This is a genomic window from Actinokineospora diospyrosa (assembly GCF_024171925.1).
GTDB lineage: Bacteria > Actinomycetota > Actinomycetes > Mycobacteriales > Pseudonocardiaceae > Actinokineospora > Actinokineospora diospyrosa.
This window is the reverse complement of the sequence record NZ_JAMTCO010000015.1, coordinates 180,185-199,760: the sequence shown is the minus strand read 5'-3', so window position 1 is coordinate 199,760 and position 19,576 is coordinate 180,185. Positions and strand designations below refer to the sequence as shown.

General features: G+C 69.9%; 21 protein-coding genes. 17 read left to right on the top strand and 4 right to left on the bottom strand.

Features of this window, described 5'->3' with window-relative positions; translation table 11 throughout:
- The first annotated feature begins 401 nt into the window (after nt 1-401).
- Nucleotides 402-2,993 carry an ATP-dependent chaperone ClpB gene (clpB, locus tag LV75_RS28430; RefSeq protein WP_253890336.1) on the top strand — a complete coding sequence of 864 codons (2,592 nt, stop codon included), beginning with the start codon at nt 402-404 and terminating at the stop codon, nt 2,991-2,993.
- 51 nt (nt 2,994-3,044) lie between these two features.
- On the opposite strand, the gene LV75_RS28425 is transcribed toward clpB, so the two are convergent.
- Entirely contained in the window at nt 3,045-3,245 is a 201-nt protein-coding gene (locus LV75_RS28425; protein ID WP_253890335.1) for a hypothetical protein, read from the bottom strand.
- A gap of 406 nt (nt 3,246-3,651) precedes the next feature.
- On the opposite strand from LV75_RS28425, the gene LV75_RS28420 reads away from it, so the two are divergent.
- The 12 genes from LV75_RS28420 (at nt 3,652) to LV75_RS28365 (ending at nt 12,059) form a co-directional block, all read left to right on the top strand.
- Nucleotides 3,652-4,491 (top strand): hypothetical protein, encoded by an 840-nt coding sequence (locus tag LV75_RS28420; RefSeq protein WP_253890334.1) that lies wholly within the window; start codon nt 3,652-3,654, stop codon nt 4,489-4,491.
- Nucleotides 4,484-4,783, top strand: coding sequence for a WXG100 family type VII secretion target (locus LV75_RS28415; RefSeq protein ID WP_253890333.1), 300 nt, complete (start codon nt 4,484-4,486; stop codon nt 4,781-4,783). Before LV75_RS28420 ends, LV75_RS28415 begins: the two co-directional genes overlap by 8 nt.
- Nucleotides 4,773-5,396, top strand: coding sequence for a hypothetical protein (locus LV75_RS28410; RefSeq protein ID WP_253890331.1), 624 nt, complete (start codon nt 4,773-4,775; stop codon nt 5,394-5,396). The genes LV75_RS28415 and LV75_RS28410 overlap by 11 nt, the downstream gene beginning before the upstream one ends.
- A 67-nt stretch (nt 5,397-5,463) precedes the next feature.
- The gene (locus LV75_RS28405; RefSeq protein ID WP_253890329.1) at nt 5,464-6,174 is read left to right on the top strand and encodes a TtfA family protein; all 711 of its coding nucleotides are present in this window, start codon (nt 5,464-5,466) and stop codon (nt 6,172-6,174) included.
- A gap of 38 nt (nt 6,175-6,212) precedes the next feature.
- A complete protein-coding gene (locus tag LV75_RS28400; protein WP_253890328.1) occupies nt 6,213-6,995 on the top strand; it encodes an SDR family NAD(P)-dependent oxidoreductase in 783 nt (260 codons plus the stop codon).
- Between the two features lie 10 nt (nt 6,996-7,005).
- On the top strand, nt 7,006-7,821 hold the full coding sequence (locus LV75_RS28395; protein WP_253890326.1) for an LURP-one-related family protein: 816 nt from the start codon (nt 7,006-7,008) through the stop codon (nt 7,819-7,821).
- Between the two features lie 53 nt (nt 7,822-7,874).
- Nucleotides 7,875-8,450 carry an orotate phosphoribosyltransferase gene (pyrE, locus tag LV75_RS28390; RefSeq protein ID WP_253890324.1) on the top strand — a complete coding sequence of 192 codons (576 nt, stop codon included), beginning with the start codon at nt 7,875-7,877 and terminating at the stop codon, nt 8,448-8,450.
- An 86-nt stretch (nt 8,451-8,536) separates the two neighbouring features.
- Nucleotides 8,537-8,911 carry a DUF2784 domain-containing protein gene (locus tag LV75_RS28385; RefSeq protein ID WP_253890322.1) on the top strand — a complete coding sequence of 125 codons (375 nt, stop codon included), beginning with the start codon at nt 8,537-8,539 and terminating at the stop codon, nt 8,909-8,911.
- Complete coding sequence (locus LV75_RS28380) at nt 8,872-9,546, top strand: TrmH family RNA methyltransferase (RefSeq protein WP_253890321.1); 675 nt, start codon at nt 8,872-8,874, stop codon at nt 9,544-9,546. The genes LV75_RS28385 and LV75_RS28380 overlap by 40 nt, the downstream gene beginning before the upstream one ends.
- Before the next feature lie 698 nt (nt 9,547-10,244).
- The gene (locus LV75_RS28375; protein ID WP_253890319.1) at nt 10,245-11,243 is read left to right on the top strand and encodes a glycoside hydrolase family 76 protein; all 999 of its coding nucleotides are present in this window, start codon (nt 10,245-10,247) and stop codon (nt 11,241-11,243) included.
- A 62-nt stretch (nt 11,244-11,305) separates the two neighbouring features.
- Complete coding sequence (locus tag LV75_RS28370) at nt 11,306-11,488, top strand: hypothetical protein (RefSeq protein ID WP_253890317.1); 183 nt, start codon at nt 11,306-11,308, stop codon at nt 11,486-11,488.
- A 70-nt stretch (nt 11,489-11,558) separates the two neighbouring features.
- Nucleotides 11,559-12,059: an SRPBCC family protein gene (locus LV75_RS28365; protein WP_253890315.1), complete on the top strand. Its 501-nt coding sequence runs from the start codon at nt 11,559-11,561 to the stop codon at nt 12,057-12,059.
- Between the two features lie 78 nt (nt 12,060-12,137).
- Here the strand turns inward: LV75_RS28365 and LV75_RS28360 are convergent, their stop codons facing one another.
- Nucleotides 12,138-13,199, bottom strand: a complete 1,062-nt coding sequence (locus tag LV75_RS28360; RefSeq protein WP_253890440.1) for a LacI family DNA-binding transcriptional regulator — start codon at nt 13,197-13,199, stop codon at nt 12,138-12,140.
- A 66-nt stretch (nt 13,200-13,265) separates the two neighbouring features.
- Between LV75_RS28360 and LV75_RS28355 the strand changes: the two genes are divergently transcribed.
- Both LV75_RS28355 and LV75_RS28350 read left to right on the top strand, forming a co-directional pair.
- Nucleotides 13,266-13,880: a nucleoside/nucleotide kinase family protein gene (locus LV75_RS28355; RefSeq protein ID WP_308211058.1), complete on the top strand. Its 615-nt coding sequence runs from the start codon at nt 13,266-13,268 to the stop codon at nt 13,878-13,880.
- A gap of 81 nt (nt 13,881-13,961) precedes the next feature.
- The gene (locus LV75_RS28350) at nt 13,962-14,324 is read left to right on the top strand and encodes a VOC family protein (protein WP_253890311.1); all 363 of its coding nucleotides are present in this window, start codon (nt 13,962-13,964) and stop codon (nt 14,322-14,324) included.
- 83 nt (nt 14,325-14,407) lie between these two features.
- Here the strand turns inward: LV75_RS28350 and LV75_RS28345 are convergent, their stop codons facing one another.
- Entirely contained in the window at nt 14,408-15,049 is a 642-nt protein-coding gene (locus tag LV75_RS28345; protein ID WP_253890309.1) for a DedA family protein, read from the bottom strand.
- 111 nt (nt 15,050-15,160) lie between these two features.
- Between LV75_RS28345 and LV75_RS28340 the strand changes: the two genes are divergently transcribed.
- Both LV75_RS28340 and LV75_RS28335 read left to right on the top strand, forming a co-directional pair.
- Nucleotides 15,161-15,763, top strand: a complete 603-nt coding sequence (locus LV75_RS28340; protein ID WP_253890307.1) for an ABC transporter ATP-binding protein — start codon at nt 15,161-15,163, stop codon at nt 15,761-15,763.
- On the top strand, nt 15,760-16,929 hold the full coding sequence (locus tag LV75_RS28335; protein ID WP_253890305.1) for a hypothetical protein: 1,170 nt from the start codon (nt 15,760-15,762) through the stop codon (nt 16,927-16,929). The genes LV75_RS28340 and LV75_RS28335 overlap by 4 nt, the downstream gene beginning before the upstream one ends.
- Here LV75_RS28335 and LV75_RS28330 read toward each other — a convergent pair.
- Nucleotides 16,911-19,487, bottom strand: coding sequence for an MFS transporter (locus tag LV75_RS28330; protein WP_253890303.1), 2,577 nt, complete (start codon nt 19,485-19,487; stop codon nt 16,911-16,913). The two genes, LV75_RS28335 and LV75_RS28330, sit on opposite strands and share 19 nt — an antisense overlap.
- Between the last annotated feature and the right edge of the window lie 89 nt (nt 19,488-19,576).

The window sequence follows — 19,576 nt, the reverse complement described above, 5'->3', positions numbered from 1 at the left end:
CCGACTTGACCGACCGCGCGCGGTGACCGGATACGCCCTGGTCACCACCCGCGCGGCGCAACCACGCAAGGGTGACCCCCGCTGTGGGCCGATCTGTCCACCGCCTGTGGATAACCACCTGGGGATTGTGGATAAGTGGATTACTGATGTGGATAGCTCCGCTGCGACATGTGGGTGACGGCTCGACCGGGTACAGCACTGCGCGTTCGGGTAGTCGTACGTCCCGCGTTCACCCCGGGGACGAGTTCTCCGTCACGATGTACTTGAGCGGAACTGACTCAACTTTCCTGACGTTGTGCGTGGTGACAGCGACGGCCGGTCCGTGGTGCAGTGGCTCCGTGGAGTGGTGACGGACTTTGGCCGCAGTGATGACGTGACGCAGTGACGACCCGAGGTGGGAGATGGACGCGTTCAACCCGACGACGAAGACCCAGCAGGCGATCTCGACGGCCGCGCAGGCGGCATCGGCGGCGGGCAACCCCGACATCCGGCCGGTGCACCTGCTCGCCGCCCTGCTCGAGCAGACCGACGGCCTGACGGCTCCGCTGCTGACCGCCGTCGGAGTCGACCCGAACCTGGTCCGCAAGGAGATGGAGCCGCTCACCAGGGGGCTCCCGTCGGCGACCGGTGCCACCGTGTCCTCCCCCGGCCTGTCCCAGCAGGCCCTGCGCGCGATCACGCACGCGCAGAAGCTGGCCACCGAGATGGGCGACGAGTACGTCTCCACCGAGCACCTGCTGGTCGGCCTGGCCGCCGAGGGCGGTGACGTCTCCCAGCTGCTCAGCCGCCACGGTGCCACCCCGGACGCGCTGCGCGAGGCCTTCGCCAAGGTCCGCGGCTCGGCCAGGGTGTCCAGCCCGGACCCGGAGGGCACCTACCAGGCGCTGGAGAAGTACGGCGTCGACCTGACCGCGCGGGCCCGCAAGGGTGAGCTCGACCCGGTGATCGGCCGCGACACCGAGATCCGCCGCGTGGTGCAGGTGCTGTCGCGGCGCACCAAGAACAACCCGGTGCTCATCGGTGAGCCCGGCGTCGGCAAGACCGCCATCGTCGAGGGGCTTGCGCAGCGGATCGTCGCCGGTGACGTGCCGGAGTCGCTGCGCGGCAAGCGGGTCGTCTCGCTCGACCTCGGCTCGATGGTGGCGGGCGCGAAGTTCCGCGGTGAGTTCGAGGAGCGGCTCAAGGCGGTGCTCAAGGAGATCACCGACTCCGCGGGCCAGGTCGTCACCTTCATCGACGAGCTGCACACCATCGTCGGGGCGGGTGCCACCGGCGAGGGCGCGATGGACGCGGGCAACATGATCAAGCCGATGCTGGCCCGCGGCGAGTTGCGGATGGTCGGCGCCACCACGCTCGACGAGTACCGCCAGCACATCGAGAAGGACGCCGCGCTGGAGCGGCGCTTCCAGCAGGTGCTGGTCGGCGAGCCGTCGGTCGAGGACACCATCGGCATCCTGCGCGGCCTCAAGGAGCGCTACGAGGTGCACCACGGCGTGCGGATCACCGACACCGCCCTGGTCGCCGCGGCCACCCTGTCCGACCGCTACATCACCGCCCGGTTCCTGCCGGACAAGGCGATCGACCTGGTCGACGAGGCCGCGTCCCGGCTGCGGATGGAGATCGACTCGCGCCCGGTGGAGATCGACGGGGTCGAGCGGTCGGTGCGCAGGCTGGAGATCGAGGAGATGGCGCTGGCCAAGGAGGACGACCTCGCCTCCAAGGAGCGGCTCTCCGCGCTGCGCGCCGAGCTGGCGGAGAAGCGCGAGGTGCTGTCCGCGCTGACCGCCCGTTGGCAGAACGAGAAGGGCTCTATCGACCGGGTCCGCCAGCTTAAGGAGCAACTGGAGGCGCTGCGCGGCGAGTCCGACCGGGCCGAGCGCGACGGTGACCTCGGTAAGGCTGCCGAGCTGCGGTATGGGCGGATCCCAGCGCTGGAGAAGGAGTTGGAGGCGGCGACCGCTGCCAATGCCGCGGCAGACCAAGCGGTGATGCTTAAAGAGGAAGTCGGTCCGGACGACGTCGCCGAGGTTGTGTCGGCGTGGACGGGTATCCCTGCCGGGCGGCTGCTTGAAGGTGAGACGCAGAAGCTGCTGCGGATGGAGGACGAGCTCGGGTCGCGCGTCATCGGCCAAGCCAAAGCCGTGCGGGTCGTGTCCGACGCGGTGCGACGGGCGCGGGCCGGAGTGTCCGATCCAGACAGGCCTACCGGGTCGTTCTTGTTCCTAGGGCCGACCGGTGTGGGTAAGACCGAGCTGGCGAAGGCGTTGGCGGAGTACCTGTTCGACGACGAGCGGGCCATGGTCCGCATCGACATGAGCGAGTACTCGGAGAAGCACTCGGTGGCCCGCCTCGTCGGTGCCCCGCCGGGGTACGTCGGGTACGACCAGGGCGGCCAGCTGACGGAGTCGGTCCGCAGGCGGCCGTACACGGTCGTGCTGCTCGACGAGGTCGAGAAGGCGCACCCGGACGTGTTCGACGTGCTGCTGCAGGTGCTCGACGACGGCAGGCTCACCGACGGGCAGGGCCGCACGGTCGACTTCCGCAACACGATCCTGGTGCTGACCTCGAACCTGGGCTCGCAGTCGATCACCGACCCGAACCTCGACGACCGCGGCCGCCACGACGCGGTCATGGCCGTGGTCCAGCGGCACTTCAAGCCCGAGTTCCTCAACCGCCTCGACGACGTGGTCGTGTTCCACGCGCTGGCCACCGAGGAACTGACCGCCATCGTCGACATCCAGGTCGGCAAGCTCGCCCGCAGGCTCAACCAGCGCAGGCTGACCCTCGAGGTCTCGCACGCGGCGCGCGACTGGCTGGCCCTCAACGGCTTCGACGCCGTGTACGGCGCCCGCCCCCTGCGCCGCCTGGTCTCCTCGGCCATCGGCGACCAACTGGCCAGGGCCCTGCTCTCCGGCGAGGTCCGCGACGGCGACACCGTCTCCGTCGACGTCAACGACGACAACTCCGGCCTCACCGTCACCAGCGGCACCTGAGATCAACACACGGAACAGCCGTCCCCTCGCGAGGGGACGGCTGTTCCGTTTTCAGAACATCGCGGCGAGTTCGTGCGCCCGCTGCACCGCGAACACGACGCCGGGTCCGAGTGAGCCGCCAGTCCACACCAGACCGATCAGCCGGATCGCGTCCTTGCGGTGGTTGGCGCTGGTCGAGCGCACGACGACACCGACCAGCCGGTAGCTGACCAGGCCCGCGAAAATGTAGCTGGTGAGGAATATGAGCAGCACTTGGTACCTCTTTCTCTCGCGCCTGCCGATGTATTAACCCAACCTCGGCGACCACATTCTTTTCAAGGTTGGGTTCGGCTAGCGGAGGGCAACCCGTGGCATATTCCCGGCTAATCCCGAGACTTGTGTCCGACATGTGTGGGCAAGGTGGAGAACTTGCCCCTGACGTGCCGAAAGTGTCATGGATTTGTCGTGTGGCAGGTACTCGGCAAGTCTGCTAGGGCATGGCAAGTTCGCGGCAACCCGGCTGGCGGACCGGTATCCGGATGGCAAGTTCGCGGCAAGTTCGGCGCTCTACGTACGCCGTATCAAACGCGTCCTTCGCGGATTCGGAAGATCCGCTACAGTGCTCGTGGGCATTCAGCTGGACGTTCTTCGCTTGCGTTGTTTCGAGAAGGGGAACCCGATGGTCTTGCCTGCTGTCGAGTCCTGTCTGCGGCGCAAGCGCGGGGTGCGCCGCGACGACCTGGTCGAGGTCATCGACGTTGATCTCGCGCGGCGCATGCACGTCGACCTCGGTGCTGGGCACCACGTCGTGCTGGCCACCGTCGCGTGGCAGTTGGACCGGCTGATCAGGCGCACCTTCAGCCAGTTGCGCGACCAGGTGCTGCTGTCGGCCGCGTACAACATCGAGCGCGATCCGACGCTGACCCCGCTGACGCACACCAACCGCATCGTGGTGGTCGGCCAGCGGCACCGGTTGGCGGTCAGCACGCTCAACACCAAGCTGTCCGAGCTCACCAGCAAGCGGATGCGCCTCGCGCTCGACCACCCCTTCCCCGTCCCGGATCGCGGGATGCTGCGCGAGCAGGCCGCGCTGGAGGCCGAGTACGCCCGCGACGAGCGGCCGCAGGCACCCCCGGCGCTCGTGGTCGTCCACAGCGCCGACCTGTCCCGGTTGCTCGCCGGTGGTGGCAGGCGGGAGTTCGCGGCGCTCGCCCTGCGCGGGGAGTTGCACTTCGAGGCGACCCGGGGCGACGTCCTGATCACCGTCCCCACCGACCTCGGCGAGTACCTGTGCGCCTTCACCAACGCCGCGAAGTTGCGCGCCTACCGCGAGGCGGTCGGGTCGCCGATCGGCAACCGCGACCTGTCCGCGCCCGGGCACCGGTTGGTCGAGCTGCTGGTCGAGCAGAACATCGGGCTGGCCCTGGACCCGCCGACCGACCCCGGGGCGCGGATCGGGGAAGGCGAGTCCTGGACCGCGGCCGAGCTGGCCGACAGCAGGGAGGTGCGTGGTGCCTGAGGAGTTCGAGGTCGACCTGGACGAGGTCGACCGGCTGGCCGGTTCGACGGCGGCGCTGGCCGACGAGGTGCGCGGCGACGTCGCGTGGAAGTACGGGGTGGACGGTGAGCAGTGGCCCGCGGGCGACCCCATCGGCGCGGCGGTCGTCGTCTACCTCCGCAGCCTCCGCGCGGCCAAGGACCGGCTGTGCGGCGGGTTGGACGACATCTCGGTGACCCTTTCGGACACCGCGGCCGCCTACCGCGCGGCTGACGAACGCGTGTGGCGGGCGGTGCGCGACGTTGACCACTGAGGACGCGGCGCGGGCACCGGGTAACCCGAACTGGGTGCGCAACCTGGTGGAAACCCTGATCGCCCAGCGCGAGCCGCTGGCCGAGGGGGCAGAGCAGGTCGCCAAACTGGTGGCCAACTTCTGGTCCGGTGACACCGCCGAGCGCTTCGGCGGTCGGGTCGGCGACGACGCGGCGGCGTGGCGGGCCGTGCTGGAGATCCACGACGGGGTGGTCAGCCGGGCGGACGGGCACAACTCGTTCGTCCACCAACTGCCGCACCTGTGGAACCCGGCCGACCAGGTGGAACGCCGCAGGTACGGCAACCTGTGGCGCGGTGCCGCGGTCGACGTGCGGGAGGTGTTGCTGCGGGCCGCGGCGGCGCTGGACGCGATCGCGCCGCGGCAGGAGCTCGAGCAGCGCGTGACCCCGGTCGTCGGGGTCGTGGCGTCCTCGATCGAGCTGGTGCCCGAGTGGCCGACCCACGACCCCGACCCGCCGTACCAGCACGGCGCGGCGCGCCCGAGCGTCAACAGCGTCGTGTTCGAGTACCGGCGCAGGCTGGTCGAGCAGGAGCGGCTGTTCGAACAACTGCTGGTCGGGCCCAGGTTGGCCCGGGTGCACTGGCAGCGGTAGCGCGACACCCCCGGGGAAGTTGGCCCGTGATCTTGAAGACGGCGCTGTGGCGACTACGCTGCCCTACGTGGGCGTTCCCGCGTGGGTCTGGTTCTTTGTCGCGGTCGTCGCGGGTGTCGCGGGCGGCCTGTTCCTGCTGCGCGACCGGGCGGTGCTGACCTCCCGGAACCGGGAGCGGCGGCGCTGGGCGGCACTGCGCGGGTGGCAGTTCGCCGAGGTCGACCCGGTGCTGCCCAACCAGTGGTCCGGCGGCGCGATCGCCTACTACGGCGACGGCGTGGCCAGGGACGTCGTGGCGGGGAACACGTTCACCTCGGACGGGCGGCGCAAGGTCTACGTCTTCGACCTGGAGGCCGGTGGCCGCGTCAACGTGGTCATCACCGCTGTGCAGTGCCGCCGGACGCACCCGGTCGTGCTGGAGCTGTGGGTGCCGAGCACGCCGTTCCAGCGCGAGCACATGCCCGAGCTGCTCGGCCCGGTCGGCCAGCGCTACGCCTTCGTCTCCGACATCGCCGCGGCCCGGGCGCTGATCACCCCCGACCTGGTGGACGCGACCGAGGACATCGGTCAGGACATCGCGGTCGCCTGGATCGAGGCGGGCTGGGTGCTCGCCGCGGCCGCGCCCGGGTCGAGCCCGTCGCGGTTGGAGCGGCTGCTGCGCGGCATCGGCGAGATCGCCGACGTCGTCGACCCGTTCGACATCCCGGCCGCGCCCGCCCCGGTCGAGGACCGGCCGGTGGACGCGCCCGAGCCCAGCGGCAAGGCGACCGACCAGTAACGGTTCCGACTCCGGTTACCACTCGGTAGGTTGGCCCCATGCCAACCGCGCTCATCACCGGAGCCACCGCCGGGATCGGGGCAGCCTTCGCTAAGAGGCTGGCCGCCGACGGGTACGACCTGGTGCTGGTGGCCAGGACGACCGAACGGCTCAAGCAGGTGGCCGCCGAGCTCGCCGCGGCGCACGGCGTCGTCGTGCAGACCCTCACCGCGGACCTGTCGACCACCCGGGCGCGCAAGCGGGTCGAGGCCAGGCTCGCCGACGCGCAGCGCCCGGTCGACCTGCTGGTCAACAACGCCGGGTTCGGCACCAGGGGCGCCTTCGCCGAGGCCGACCCCGACTGGCTGCAGAACCAGCTCGACGTCAACGTCACCACCGTCATGCGGCTCACCAGGGCCGCGCTGCCCGGGATGCTCGAGCGCAAGCACGGCGGCGTGATCAACGTGTCCAGCATCGCCGGGTTCTTCCCGACCACCGGCCCCTCCTACGGCGCCACCAAGGCCTATGTCACGGCCCTGTCCGAGGGCTTGGCGGCCAACCTGGCGGGCACCGGCGTGCGGGTCGTCGCGCTGTGCCCCGGTTTCACCCGGACCGAGTTCCACGAGCGCGCGGGCGACGACGTCACGACGACCCTGCCGGACTTCTTATGGCTCGCCGCCGACCGGGTCGTCGCCGACGCGCTGGCGGACCTGCGGCGCAACCAGGACCGGTCGGTTCCGGGCATCCAGTACAAAACGCTGCTGGGTGTGACGAAACTCCTGCCCAGGAGCCTGTTGCGGTTCCTGAGCAAGCGCGCCGCCGCGGGCCGCGACCGGGGTTAGGCTCCGCGCCATGACGAATCCGCAGCCCGGGTGGTACCCCGAGAGCCCAGGGTCCCCCACCGTGCGCTGGTGGGACGGGACCCAGTGGACCAACCACACCCAGCAGGCACCGCAGCGCAGTGACTCCAGCGACTGGGAGATCCCGCTCGGCCAGGGCCCCGCCGACCCCAACAAGATCCGCGAGCAGCAGCGCCGCGCGGGCGTCGGCCAGGTCGGCCAAGGCGGCGGGACGCTGTTCAGCGAGCCGGTGCTGGTGGTCAACCAGAAGGTCAAGCTCATCGAGATGAGCAACGAGTACTCGGTGTTCGACCAGGGCGGCCGCCAGCTCGGCCAGGTCGTGCAGGTCGGCCAGAGCGCGCTGAAGAAGGCGGTCCGCTTCCTGGGCAGCTACGACCAGTTCTTCACGCACAAGCTGGAGGTCCGCGACCTCTCCGGGCAGACCGTGCTGCGGTTGACCCGCCCGGCCAAGTTCGTGAAGTCCCGGATGATCGTCGAGCGCGGCGACGGCGCCCCGGTCGGCGAGATCGTCCAGCAGAACGTCTTCGGCAAGATCCGCTTCGGCTTCGTCGTCAACGGCCAGGAGATCGGCGGCATCCAGGCGGAGAACTGGCGGGCCTGGAACTTCGCCATCCTGGACCACACCGGCGGCGAGGTGGCCCGCATCACCAAGACCTTCGAGGGCATCGCCAAGACCCTGTTCACCAGCGCGGACAACTACGTGCTGCAGATCCACCGGCAGCTGCAGGACCCGCTGCTGAGCATGGTGGTCGCCTCCGCGCTCACCGTCGACACCGCGCTCAAGCAGGACAGCCGCGGGTTCGGCTGATCCGGCCAGGTAGCGCGGTGACCGGCGGGGCAGGCATGAGAGGCTTGCTTCCCGTGCGAACTGCTCCGTCTGTCGACTCCGCTGCCAAGGGCGAACTCGCCCGCCTGGTGACCGAACTAGCCGTGGTGCACGGCAAGGTCACGCTCTCGTCCGGCAAGGAGGCCGACTACTACGTCGACCTCCGCCGGGCGACCCTGCACCACGCCGCCGCACCGCTCATCGGGCGCCTGCTGCGGCAACTGACCGGCGACTGGGACTACGTCGCCGCCGGGGGCCTCACCCTCGGTGCCGACCCGGTCGCGGTGTCGATGATGCACGCGGCCGCCGCCGCGGGTGAGGTGCTCGACGCGTTCGTGGTCCGCAAGGACGCCAAGGCGCACGGCATGCAGCGGCGGATCGAGGGCATCGAGGTCACCGGCCAGCGGGTGCTCGCGGTCGAGGACACCTCCACCACCGGCGGCAGCGTGCTCACCGCGGTCGAGGCCCTGGTCGAGGCGGGCGCCGTGGTGGTCGGCGTGGCGACCGTGGTCGACCGCGACACCGGTGCCCGCGAGGCGATCGAGGCCAAGGGGCTGCCGTACCGCTCGTTGCTCGGCCTTGCCGACCTCGGCCTGGTCGACGGTGACTGACCAGGGTTAATTCCGGTTGACCTCCGCCAACTCCGGGTACCGTGGGAGTTGCTCGCCGAGTTCTCGGTGGTTGGGGAGGTGGCCCGGTGTTCGGTCTGCTCGCCGCCGCGACGGTCGTCGTGCACTTCGCGGCCCTGCTCTACATCGGCTTCGGTGGCTTCCTCGCCTGGAAGTGGCCCAAGTCGATCTTCTTGCACGTGTTCTTCGCGATCTGGGGTCTGCTCGTCAACCTCACCCCGGTCCCGTGCCCGCTGACGGCGTTGGAGAACTACTTCCGCGCCGAACAGGGCCTGGGTCCGCTTCCGGGTGGCTTCAACGAGTACTACGTCTTCGGCACCCTGGTGCCCGACGGGCACGTGGACCTCGTCGCCGTGGTTGCCCTGTTCGTGCTGGTCTTCTCGTATGTGGGTGCGTATCTGCTGTGGCGGAATCGGAAGAGCGTGATGGTGCCGGTGAAGTAGGCCCCACCGAGTGGGTGTTCGGCGAGCCGGTCGGGGTCGGCCCGTGGCCGGGTGACTGGCCGCTCGGCGAGCAGTACGACCCCGACCTGCTCGCCGGGGGCGACCGCCGCAACGTCGTGGACGCCTACCGGTACTGGCGCCGCGACGCCGTGGTCGCCGACCTCGACCGGCGCAGGCACGGCTTCCACGTGGCGATCGAGAACTTCCAGCACGACCACAACATCGGGACCGTGGTCCGCACCGCCAACGCCTTCGCCGCCCGCGCCGTGCACATCGTCGGCCGCAAGCGCTGGAACCGCCGTGGTGCCATGGTCACCGACCGCTACCAGCACGTCCACCACCACCCGGATGTCGCGTCCCTTGTGGACTATGCGGGTGAGCGGGGGCTGGCGCTGGTGGGTGTCGACAACACACCTGGGTCCGTTTCGGTGGAGACGGCGGGGTTGCCGCGGGACTGCGTCTTGCTGTTCGGGCAGGAGGGGCCGGGGTTGACGGAGGAGGCTCGGGCGGCTGCGGGTCTGTTGGTGTCCATTGCTCAGTTTGGGTCGACTCGGTCGATCAATGCGGGGGTAGCGGCGGGGATCGTGATGCATGCGTGGGTTCGGGAGCATGCGGACCTTGGTCAGGCCTGGTAGCTGGCGCGGACCGCGGCCCGCCTTTGTTGTGCCACTGGCGAAGTCGTGGCTCCGGGGGTCGGCCTCGTCGCCTGGCGGCGAGCTCGGCGACCCGAGATCGGTCGGCCTCGTTGCCTAGCGGCAACCTCGGCCACCGGGATCGGACGCCTCGTTGCCTAGCGGCAACATCGGGCCCGATCCGCGACAATGCGGAAAAGCTCGATGGGGTGGACCTGTTTTGTGCGGGGCCCCTACGACACCCGACGCAGAACCGCAAAGCAGGGGCCCAAAAGCAGGCCCTGCCGCGCGGAAACGCTACGGGTGCCGTCCCCCCACACAAAACAGGTCCACCCCATCGAGCACTTGGCACCAGCGAGTCCGACTGTCCATGTGCTGGGTAGGTGGGCTGGGGCGGACCTGACGGCAGTCGGGTTGGCACCGCAGGGTCCGACTGTCCAGGTGCTGGGTTGGCAGGGCTGACGAGGGCGGGCTGGGTTGGCACCGGCTGTTCCGAGTGTCCAGGGGCTGGCTAGGTGGGTTGGGCTGGTCCTGTCGGGGGTTGGGGGCACCGGCGGCTTCCCCGTGTCCAGGGGCTGGCGCTGTGGGGTGGGCCGGACTTGGCGGAGGTTGGGGTGGCACTGTGAGTTTCTGCAGGCAGGTGGCTGGCTAGGTACCTGGGGCGTGTGGCGATCAGGCTTGTTTCTGACGCACCATGGGGTATGGCGGGGCAGTGGGCGGCGAGGGCGGCGATTGCCGAGGAGGCCGTGCGTGGGCGGTTTGTTCGGCGGGTGTTTGCCTTGCCTGGGACTCGGTTGGGTCTGCCGAGGGTGGGTGGGCGGGTGCATCTGCGGTGGAACTACTGGTGGCAGGCCCATTTGCTCGACTGTCTCGTTGACGCGCGGTTGCGGGAGGCTTCTGAGGAGCGGGAGAGGGTTATAGCCGCGTTGGTGCGGGGCATCCGGGTTCGGAACTTTGGGGTGTGGACCAACTCCTACTACGACGACATGGCGTGGCTTGGGTTGGCGTTGCAGCGGGCGGGAGGTGCCGAGGGGGCACTTAGCGCTATCGAGGCTCGGTTGCGTAGCGGTTGGACAGAGGATCTGGGTGGGGGGATCTGGTGGCGGCGTGGGGATACGTTCAAGAACGTCCCGGCGAACGGTCCTGCCGCGATCTTTCTTGCTCGGCGGGGTGATCACGAGTGGGCGCGGGCGGCGCTTGACTGGATGGACCGGACCCTGGTCGACCCCGATACCGGGTTGTTGTGGGATGGCGTCTACCTCGGTGGTGAGGTGGTCAAGACGATCTACACGTATTGCCAGGGGGTGTTCATCGGGGCGGCGACTGAGCTGTCCACATCGGACTTGGTTGCGCGCACGGTCAGGGCTGTGAAGCGGTACGTCGCCACCGCGCATGTCCTGCCTGGGCAAGGTAGCGGCGACGGTGGTTTGTTTGCGGGGATTCTTGCTCGCTACTTGGCCCAGTCCGCGCTTCGTCTTCCCGATGCCGAGGGGGACACGGCTCGGCGGTTGGTTTTCGCGTCTGCGGAAGCGGTTTGGCGGCATCGGGTCATCACGCAGGATGGGCCGTTGTTCGGCGTGGAGTGGGGGTCCGCCAGTGACCCGGGCGTGGACCTGTCCGTCCAGTTGTCGGCCTGGATGACCCTGGAGGCGGCGGCGTTGCTCGCCCGGGTGGACGGATCTGCTCCCGATCGGGTGTGACTCGACACGATCGTGGGTATGTCGGGGCCACTCGAAGCCACTGAGCGAAGGAGTTGATCACGATGTCCGACGAGCTCGGCCTGACCGGTGACCTGGACACCGCGGTGCCCGAGGAGCGGCGCGACCGCGCGGCGCGGGTGGTCGCCGCGATCGCCACCGACGCGGCCGAATGCGCGCTGCTGCTGGACATGCTCGGTCTCAGCCCGGGGGTCGGCCGCAAACGTGAGGTCCGCCGCGCGGCGTGATGTGTAGCCCGCGGTGTTGTCGGGTAGGTCTTAAGCGAACCCCGACAACACACGAGGAGGCTGATCGGCTTTGAGCACGATCGTCGAAACAGTTGACGTCGCCGTCCCCGTGTCTACTGCGTACAACCAGTGGACCCAATTCGAATCGTTCCCCGCTTTCATGGAGGGCGTGGAGCAGATTCGCCAGGTCGACGACCGGCGCACCCACTGGGTGACCAAGATCGGTGGTGTGACCAGGGAGTTCGACGCCACGATCACCGAGCAGATCCCGGATGAGCGGGTCGCCTGGAAATCCACCGACGGGCCGGAGCACGCGGGTGTCATCACCTTCCACCGGCTCAACGAGCGGGAGACCCGGGTCACCGCGCAAATGGACATCGATCCCGAGGGATTCGTCGAGAACGTGGCGGACAAACTCGGCGTGATCGACCGGCGGGTGAAATCGGATATGCGCCGGTTCAAGGACTTCATCGAGGACCAGGGCCGGGAGACCGGTGCGTGGCGCGGCGAGGTGGACGCACCGGGGCAGGTGCCGCCGAAGCCGGGGCCGGGCCCCGCGGGCAGGATCTAGGTAGGGACGGCGTCTAGGCGGGCAGGGCGTCTAGACGGCAGGAGCGCGAGCCCCCGGGTGCACCAGCACCCGGGGGCTTCACTCTGCGCCGGGTGCCTCGTGCTCGGCCGCGGGTGCCCCCGCCGCGGTCGGCGCGTCGACAACTGTCTCTTGTGGACAGCCGCAGGACGCGCGGTGGTTGAGCGTCGGGGCGAGCAGGATCGTCTCCGGGTCCCGGGTCGGGTCCGCCAGCCGGGCCAGCAGCAGCCGGACCGCCGTGCGGCCGATCTCGTCGACCGGGTGCGTCATCGTGGTGATGGCTGGCGTGACCAACTCCGCCCAGTCCACCTCGTCGTGGCCGGTGATGGCCAGGTCCGTGCCGATCACCAGGCCGTGCGCGCGGGCCTCCCGGTAGGCGCCCGCGGTCATCGCGCCGTTGCCGGTGATGACCGCGGTGGGCCGCTCGGGGACGGTGAGCAGCCTGCGCATGGCCAGTACGCCGTCCTCGTGGGTGGCGCCGCCGCCCGCCACCAGGTTCGAGTCCCAGCGCAGGCCCGCCCGGCCGAGGCCGAGGCGGTAGCCCAGCGTGCGCTCCTCGCTGGCGCTCATCCACTCGACGCCGCTGATGAAGCCGATCCTGCGGTGCCCGGCCGTGGCCAGGTGCTGCACCAGCGCCGAGGTCGACTGGATGTTCTCCGGGCCGACCTGGTCCAGTTTGATCTTGTGCGAGACCCGGTCCACCAGCACGGCGGGCACCCCGGTGCGGGCCAACTGCTCCAAAGTGGAGGTATCGCCGGGGGCGGGGGTGAGCAGCATGCCGTCCACCCGGCGGGCCTGCAGCTTGCGCACCGCGGTCCGCTCGCCGTCCTCCGCGTCGAGGGTGTCGCCGAGCAGCACCGTGTACCCGGCCGCTGCCGCCTCCGCCTCGATGGCGTGCAGCAGCTGCGGCAGGTGCGGGTTGGCCAGCAGCGACATCGCCACGCCGATGGACATGGTGCCGCCGGTGACCAGCGAACGCGCGATGGCGTTGCCGGTGTACCCGGTCGACTCGATCGCCGCGGCGACCCGTTCCCTGGTCGCGGCGGCCACCGGTCTCGTCTCGTTGACGACGTGGGACACGGTGCTGATCGAGACTCCCGCCAGCTTGGCGACGTCCTCCATAGTGGCCACTGCGTACCCGCTCCAGCTCGACTGGCAAACGCTTGCGGGAACACTACATACCGGGAGGTGGCGCCCATGCGGTGGGATGCGCTTTTGGCCAGGTCAGCCGCTCTCGCGGTGCCGGGGCAGCGCCGGATCCTGGGTATCGCGGGCGCGCCGGGCGCCGGGAAGTCGACCCTGGCGCGGCGGCTGGTCGACGCGCTCGGGGACCGGGCGGCGCTGGTCGGCATGGACGGTTTCCACCTGGCCCAGGGCGAACTGGAGCGCCTAGGACGGGCCGAGCGCAAAGGTGCCCCGGACACCTTCGACGCGGACGGCTACGTCCACCTCCTGCGCCGCCTGCACGCCAATACCGATCCGGTCGTCTACGCCCCCGAATTTCACAGGGCCATCGAGGAACCGATCGCCAACGCCGTACCGGTGCGGTGTGATGTTCCCCTCGTGATCACCGAGGGGAACTACCTGCTGCTCTGGCCCGCGGTGCGGCCGCTGCTGGCCGAGGCCTGGTACCTCGACCCCGGCGAGGACATCCGCCGGGACCGGCTGCGAGCTCGCCATATGGCCTTCGGCCGCACCCCGGCCGAGGCGGCGGCGCGCACCGGCGGGCCGGACGAGCGCAACGCCCAACTCGTGGCGACCACCGCGCCAACGGCGGACCTCGTCCTCGGGAAGGTCGACTAACCCGTGCCCGGCGTGTCACCCGGCTGGGGCACTATGGCGGACGGCCCGCCCCCGAACGGGTCAAGGAAGGACGGATCGTCGATGCCCGGCGTCCAGCACATCGCCCTGACCGTCACCGACGTGGACCGCAGTGTGCCCTGGTACGAGCGCGTCCTGGGGTTCACCACCGAGAGCAGGACCGACCACGCGGACGGCCCGAGCACGGTCCGCCTGCGCGGCCTCGGCGTCACCCTCACCCTGGTGCAGTACCCCGACGGCAGCCACGCCCCGTTCGACGAGTGCCGCCCCGGCCTGGACCACCTGGTCTTCTCGGTCGCCGACCGGACCTGGCCGGACCGGCTGGCCGAGTACGGGGTCGCGCACACCGACACCCCCGACGGCGTCGCCCTGCGCGACCCGGACGGGATCCGCCTGGTCCTCGCCGTCACCCCGGTGACCGCGTGACCCCGTGACAGCTAGAGCTGCCCCGTCACTCCGTGACCGCTCGACTTACCCTCGTCACTCCGTGACTGCTCGATCTACCCTCGTCACTCCGTGACGGACACGGTGTCGACCGGCCTGCGCATCTCCTGCCGGTAGCGCCAGATCCCCCAGCTCGTCCCACCGATGAAGAACACGATGCTGCCGATCACGGCGGCCGTCTGCAGCCAGGGCACCTCGTCGAGCAGCCCCGAGGCGTAGTACCCGAGCAGCACCAGCGTCGGCACCCAGGCGAGGCCGCCGACCGTGGTGGCCAGCGCGAAGCGGCGCGGGTCCATCTTGGCCGCGCCCGCCACGAGCGGGGCGAGGGTGCGGATCCACGGCAGCCAGCGGGCGATCACGATGGCGAAGAAGCCGCGCCGGTTGAGGAAGTCGCGGGCGCGGTCGAGGTTGTGCTGGGAGAGCACCTTGCCGCCGACCCTGGTCACGATGGCGTGGCCGGTCTTGGCGCCGATGTAGTAGCCGAGCTGGTTGCCCGCGACGGCGACGACCGTGGCGACCAGCGACAGCCACCACGCCTGGTGCTCGTGGCCGTTCTGCGCGAGCACGACGCCCGCGGCGAACAGCAGCGCGTCGCCCGGCAGGAACAGGCCGACGATGAAGGCGCACTCGACGAAGACGAACCCGAGCACGATCGCCCACACCAGCAGCGGGCCTGCCGATTCGAGCACGCCAAGTGCGGTGTCCACCGCCGTAGCCTACGTGCGCTCCCGCCTGCGGCGCAGGCGATCCACGGCGTATTCACCGAGCCTTGGCCACCCGGAAACGCCTGCGCGACCACCCGATCGTGTGGGAACCCGGTGCTCGGTCGCGACGTTGGCCGGGGTGTGGACGAGATCATCTCCGGCACGGGGGTCGGGGTGCTGGTCGGCGACGAGCGGTGGCTCTTCCGCGACCTCGACCTGGCCGTGCCCGCGGGCAGCTGCCTCGCCCTGACCGGCGACAACGGCTCCGGCAAGTCGACCCTGCTGCGCTGCCTGTACGGCTTGCAGGACCCGACGGAGGGCGCCGTCGCGGTCGCGGGTCGCCCGCCGGACGAGAGCGACGCGGACTTCCGCCGCGAGGTGTCGGTCCTGCTCGACGATTCCGCGCTGTTCGACGAGTTCACCCCGACCCAGCACTTCGACCTGCTCGGGGTGGTCGAGCCGGAGCACGGGTTGCCCGACGTGCCCGCCCGCGGGCTCTCGGCTGGGCAGCGCAGGCGCCTGCTGCTGCTCGGCGCGTTCACGAAGCCGCACCGGGTCCTGCTGCTCGACGAGCCGGAGCGCGCGGTCGACGCCACCGGTCGGACCTGGCTGGCCGGGATGATCACCGAGGCCAAGGCCGCGGGCGCCGCGGTCGTGGTGGCCAGCCACTTCCCGCCGCTCGTGACCGCGGTTGCGGACCAGGTCATCCACCTGTGAAGCGGTGGCTCACCTGGCTGAGCGACTCCAGCTTGACCGTGCTCGTGGTCCTGGGTCTGCTGAGCCTGCCGTTCTACAAAGCGGAGGACCTGCGGCAGAAGTTCGTCGGCGCGCACGCGGTGGAGCCGGGCGCGACCATGGCGCTGTTGCTGCTCACCCTGGCCGCAGCGGTTCTCTCGGTGCTCCGCCGCGATCACGTCCGGGCCAACCCGGCGCAGCTCACCTGGGACGATCACGGCGACCGCGACCGGAAGATTCGCGGTGGGTTGTGGGTCGCGTTGCTGGTGCGGTTCGTGGCGGTTGGCTACGTCGCAGTGTCTGCCGGGCTGATTCTTGGCTGGCCGGACCTTCCGCTCGCGGCAGCGCTAACAGCGTCTTCAGCGCTGTTCGCCTTCCGGTGGGCCAACCGTCCCTACGCCTGGTTTGAGCTCGCAGCGCCGCTAGCCCTTGCCTTGAGCGGAGTTCTGTTCGTTGGCCCGGTAGTCCTGTGGGTACTTGCGGCCGCTCTTGCCGTCGCTTCGTTCCCCAGGCGAAGGCGGGTCAAGCGGATCGAACTCGTTCGCGGCTGGAACGCCCGCATCCTCCGGTCCGTGTCTGCTGCTTTCGGCGACGTCCTCGCCCTCTTGCCGCCCGGGCGTCCGGTCCGCCTGCGTCTCACCGACCCGTTCCGCTTCGCGCTCGCTGGGGTCTTAGCCCGACGCTCCGCACTGCCGTTGGCGGTGCTGCTCGCGTTGGCGGTACCGGTGCTGCGCCACGTCTTTCCGGTCGTTAGCCCTGCCTGGTGGGCCGGACTGGGGGCCTACCTCGCCGTGCTCCCGTTCGCCGGTGGGCTTGCCGAGGTGATCCGGACCGCGGGGCTGCGCCGGTGGGTCTCTCCTACCACTAAGACGCTCAAGTTCGCCGCGCTCGTTGTGTTGACGGTGGCCGCCGCACTGTGGACGGCGGCCACCGCCCTACTCGGTCTGCCGTTCGTGCCCTTGGCCGTCCCGCTGGCGGCGTGGGCAGTCGTGCGGACGGTGACCCGGCCTGACGTCGACTACACGGCTGGCGCCTCAGTCGACGTCGGCGGGCTCTACAGCCCCGTCGGGCTGGTCGTCCAGCTCCTGCGCGGGCCCGACCTGCTCCTGCTCGGTGTGCTGGTGCTGAGCTACTTCCACTCGTCGTAGCCCAGGACCACGTCGCGGACACCCGCCTCGCCGCGGCGCAGGTTCACCACGTGCGCGGACGGCGAGTACCCGCTGGCGATCACCGTGTACTCGCCCTCGGCGAGCGCGTCGATCTCATACCTGCCCTCGTGGTCGGTGTTGGTCACCAGGACCACCTCGCCCACCGCGTCGAGCACGGTGATCCGCGCGTCCGCCACGATCGCGCCGTCCGCCGTGCGGGCGACACCCTCCAGCGCCGCCGCGCCGACGAGCTCGACGTCCTGGCGCAGCGGACCGGACTCGGGCACGGCGAGTTGCACGGCCACCGGCTGGTACTCCTCCGCCGCGACCACCAGGGTCAGCTCACCGCCGCGCACGCCGACGAACCGGTAGCCGCCGTCGGAGGAGGTCGTCTGGCTGTGCACCACCTCGCCGAACTGGTCGGTCAGAGTCACCTGGGCCAGGCCGAGCGCGGCGTGCCCGTCGGCCGACAACACGAACCCGTGCACCACGGTCGCCCCCGCCAAGATCACATCTACAGTGGACTGTCCGGATCGGACCTGCACGGTGGTCGCCTTCGGTTGGTGCTCCGGCGCGGAGGCCAGCAGCACGTACGGGCCGGGGCTGGGCGCGTCCAGCAGGTACTCGCCGGTGCCGTCGGACCCGACCCGGCTGACCTGCTTGCCGCCGGAGTCCAGCAGCGTCAACGCCGCCCCCGGCACGACCGCCCCGTCCGAGCGGCGGACCTGGCCGCGCAACCCGGTCAGCTCCCCGCGCAGCGCGGTCGGCTCGACCGGGTGATACCCGTTGTGCCCGTTGGACTCCGCCTTGCCGCCGGGTTCCTCCTCCGGCTCCGGCTCGGTCTGCGCCGGACCCGCCAGGCTCTCCTTGGCCTCGTCGGGCAGCAGCGCTTCGCCGCCCTCCATGATCGCCGCGGGGGACGCTCCGCTGCGCAGCGGGATCTCCTTGATGAACAGCGACACCAGGAACGCCAGCACCATCACGCCCGCGCCGACCAGGAACACCAGTTGGATCGACTCGACGAAGCCCTCTTGGAACGGTCGGGCCAGTCGCGGGTCGATCTGCTGCAGGAACGACGAGTCCTGCAGCACGCCGCCCCCGCCCCCGCCGCGCAGCGCGTCGAACACCGGCGCGTTGACCGGGTTCGACCGGACGTCGGGGTCGCTCAGCGCGGCCTGGAACTGCGGGCTGCTCGCCGCTGCGCGGAAAGCCGAGGCGATGTTGTCGGCGACCGTGCTGAACAGCAGCGACAGGAACACCGCGACACCCAGCGTGCCACCGAGTTGGCGGAAGAACGTGATCGCCGCGGTCGCCACGCCCATGTCGCGCATCTCGACCGCGTTCTGCGCGGCCACCGTGAGCGTCTGCATGCAGAAACCGAGGCCGAGGCCGAACACGACCATGTAGACGATCGGCTGCCACATCTCGGTGTCCACGTCGACGGTGTGGAACAGCAGCAGCCCGGCGACCAGCAGCAGGGACCCGATGATCGGGAATGCCTTGTAGCGCCCGGTCTTCGAGGTCAGCTGCCCGGAGACCACCGAGGCGAACATGATGCCCAGCATCAGCGGCACCATCATCAGACCGGCCTCGGTCGGGGTGAATCCGCGCACGATCTGCAGGTACTGCGGCACCATCGTGATCCCGCCGAACATGCCGATGCCGAGGATGGTGCCCGCGATGATCGTCATGGCGAAGGTGGAGGTGCGGAACAGCCGCAGCGGGATCAGCGCCTCGTCCTTCATCGCCCGTTCCACCAGCAGGAACGCGATCAGGCCGACGAACCCGATGCCGTAGCAGATCAGCGACCGCTGCGAGTCCCAGCCCCACTCCCGACCCTGCTCGGCGACGATCAGCAGCGGCACCACGGTGACCGACAGGAAGACCGCGCCGAAGTAGTCGATGCGGTGGTCGTGGCGTTCGTGCGGGACGTTGAGCACCTTCATCACCACGAACAGCGCGATGATGCCGATCGGGACGTTCACCAGGAACACCCAGCGCCAACCGGTGATGCCCAGGATCTCGCCCTGCCCGGCGAAGAACCCGCCGATGACCGGCCCGAGCACGCTCGAGGTGCCGAACACCGCGAGGAAGAAGCCCTGGTACTTGGCCCGCTCCCGCGGCGGCACGATGTCGGCGATGATCGTCAGCGCCAGCGACATCAGACCGCCCGCGCCCAAGCCCTGGAACGCCCGGTACGCGGCCAGTTCGTACATCGTGGTCGCCAGCGTGCAGGCGAGCGAGCCGATGATGAACAGCGAGATCGCGGTGAGGAAGAACGGCTTGCGGCCGTAGATGTCCGACAGCTTGCCGTAGAGCGGGGTGGAGACGGTCGAGGTGATCAGGTAGGCGGTCGTCGCCCACGCCTGCAGGCTCAGCCCGTTGAGGTCGTCGGCGATCGTCCTGATCGAGGTGCCGACGATCGTCTGGTCGAGCGCGGCGAGGAACATGCCGAGCATCAGCCCCGACATGATCACCAGGATCTGCCGGTGGGTCAGACCCGCCCCCGGTGGTGCTGCCTGCTTCGCGGACGCCTGGTCGGCCGTCACTGCGGTCATGCTCATTCCCCTAGCTGGTCTACATGGGTGTGGGCCGGGCTAATTGGTTGCGTAAGCCAAGCATGTTCCTGGTCGGTGCCGGTGTGCAA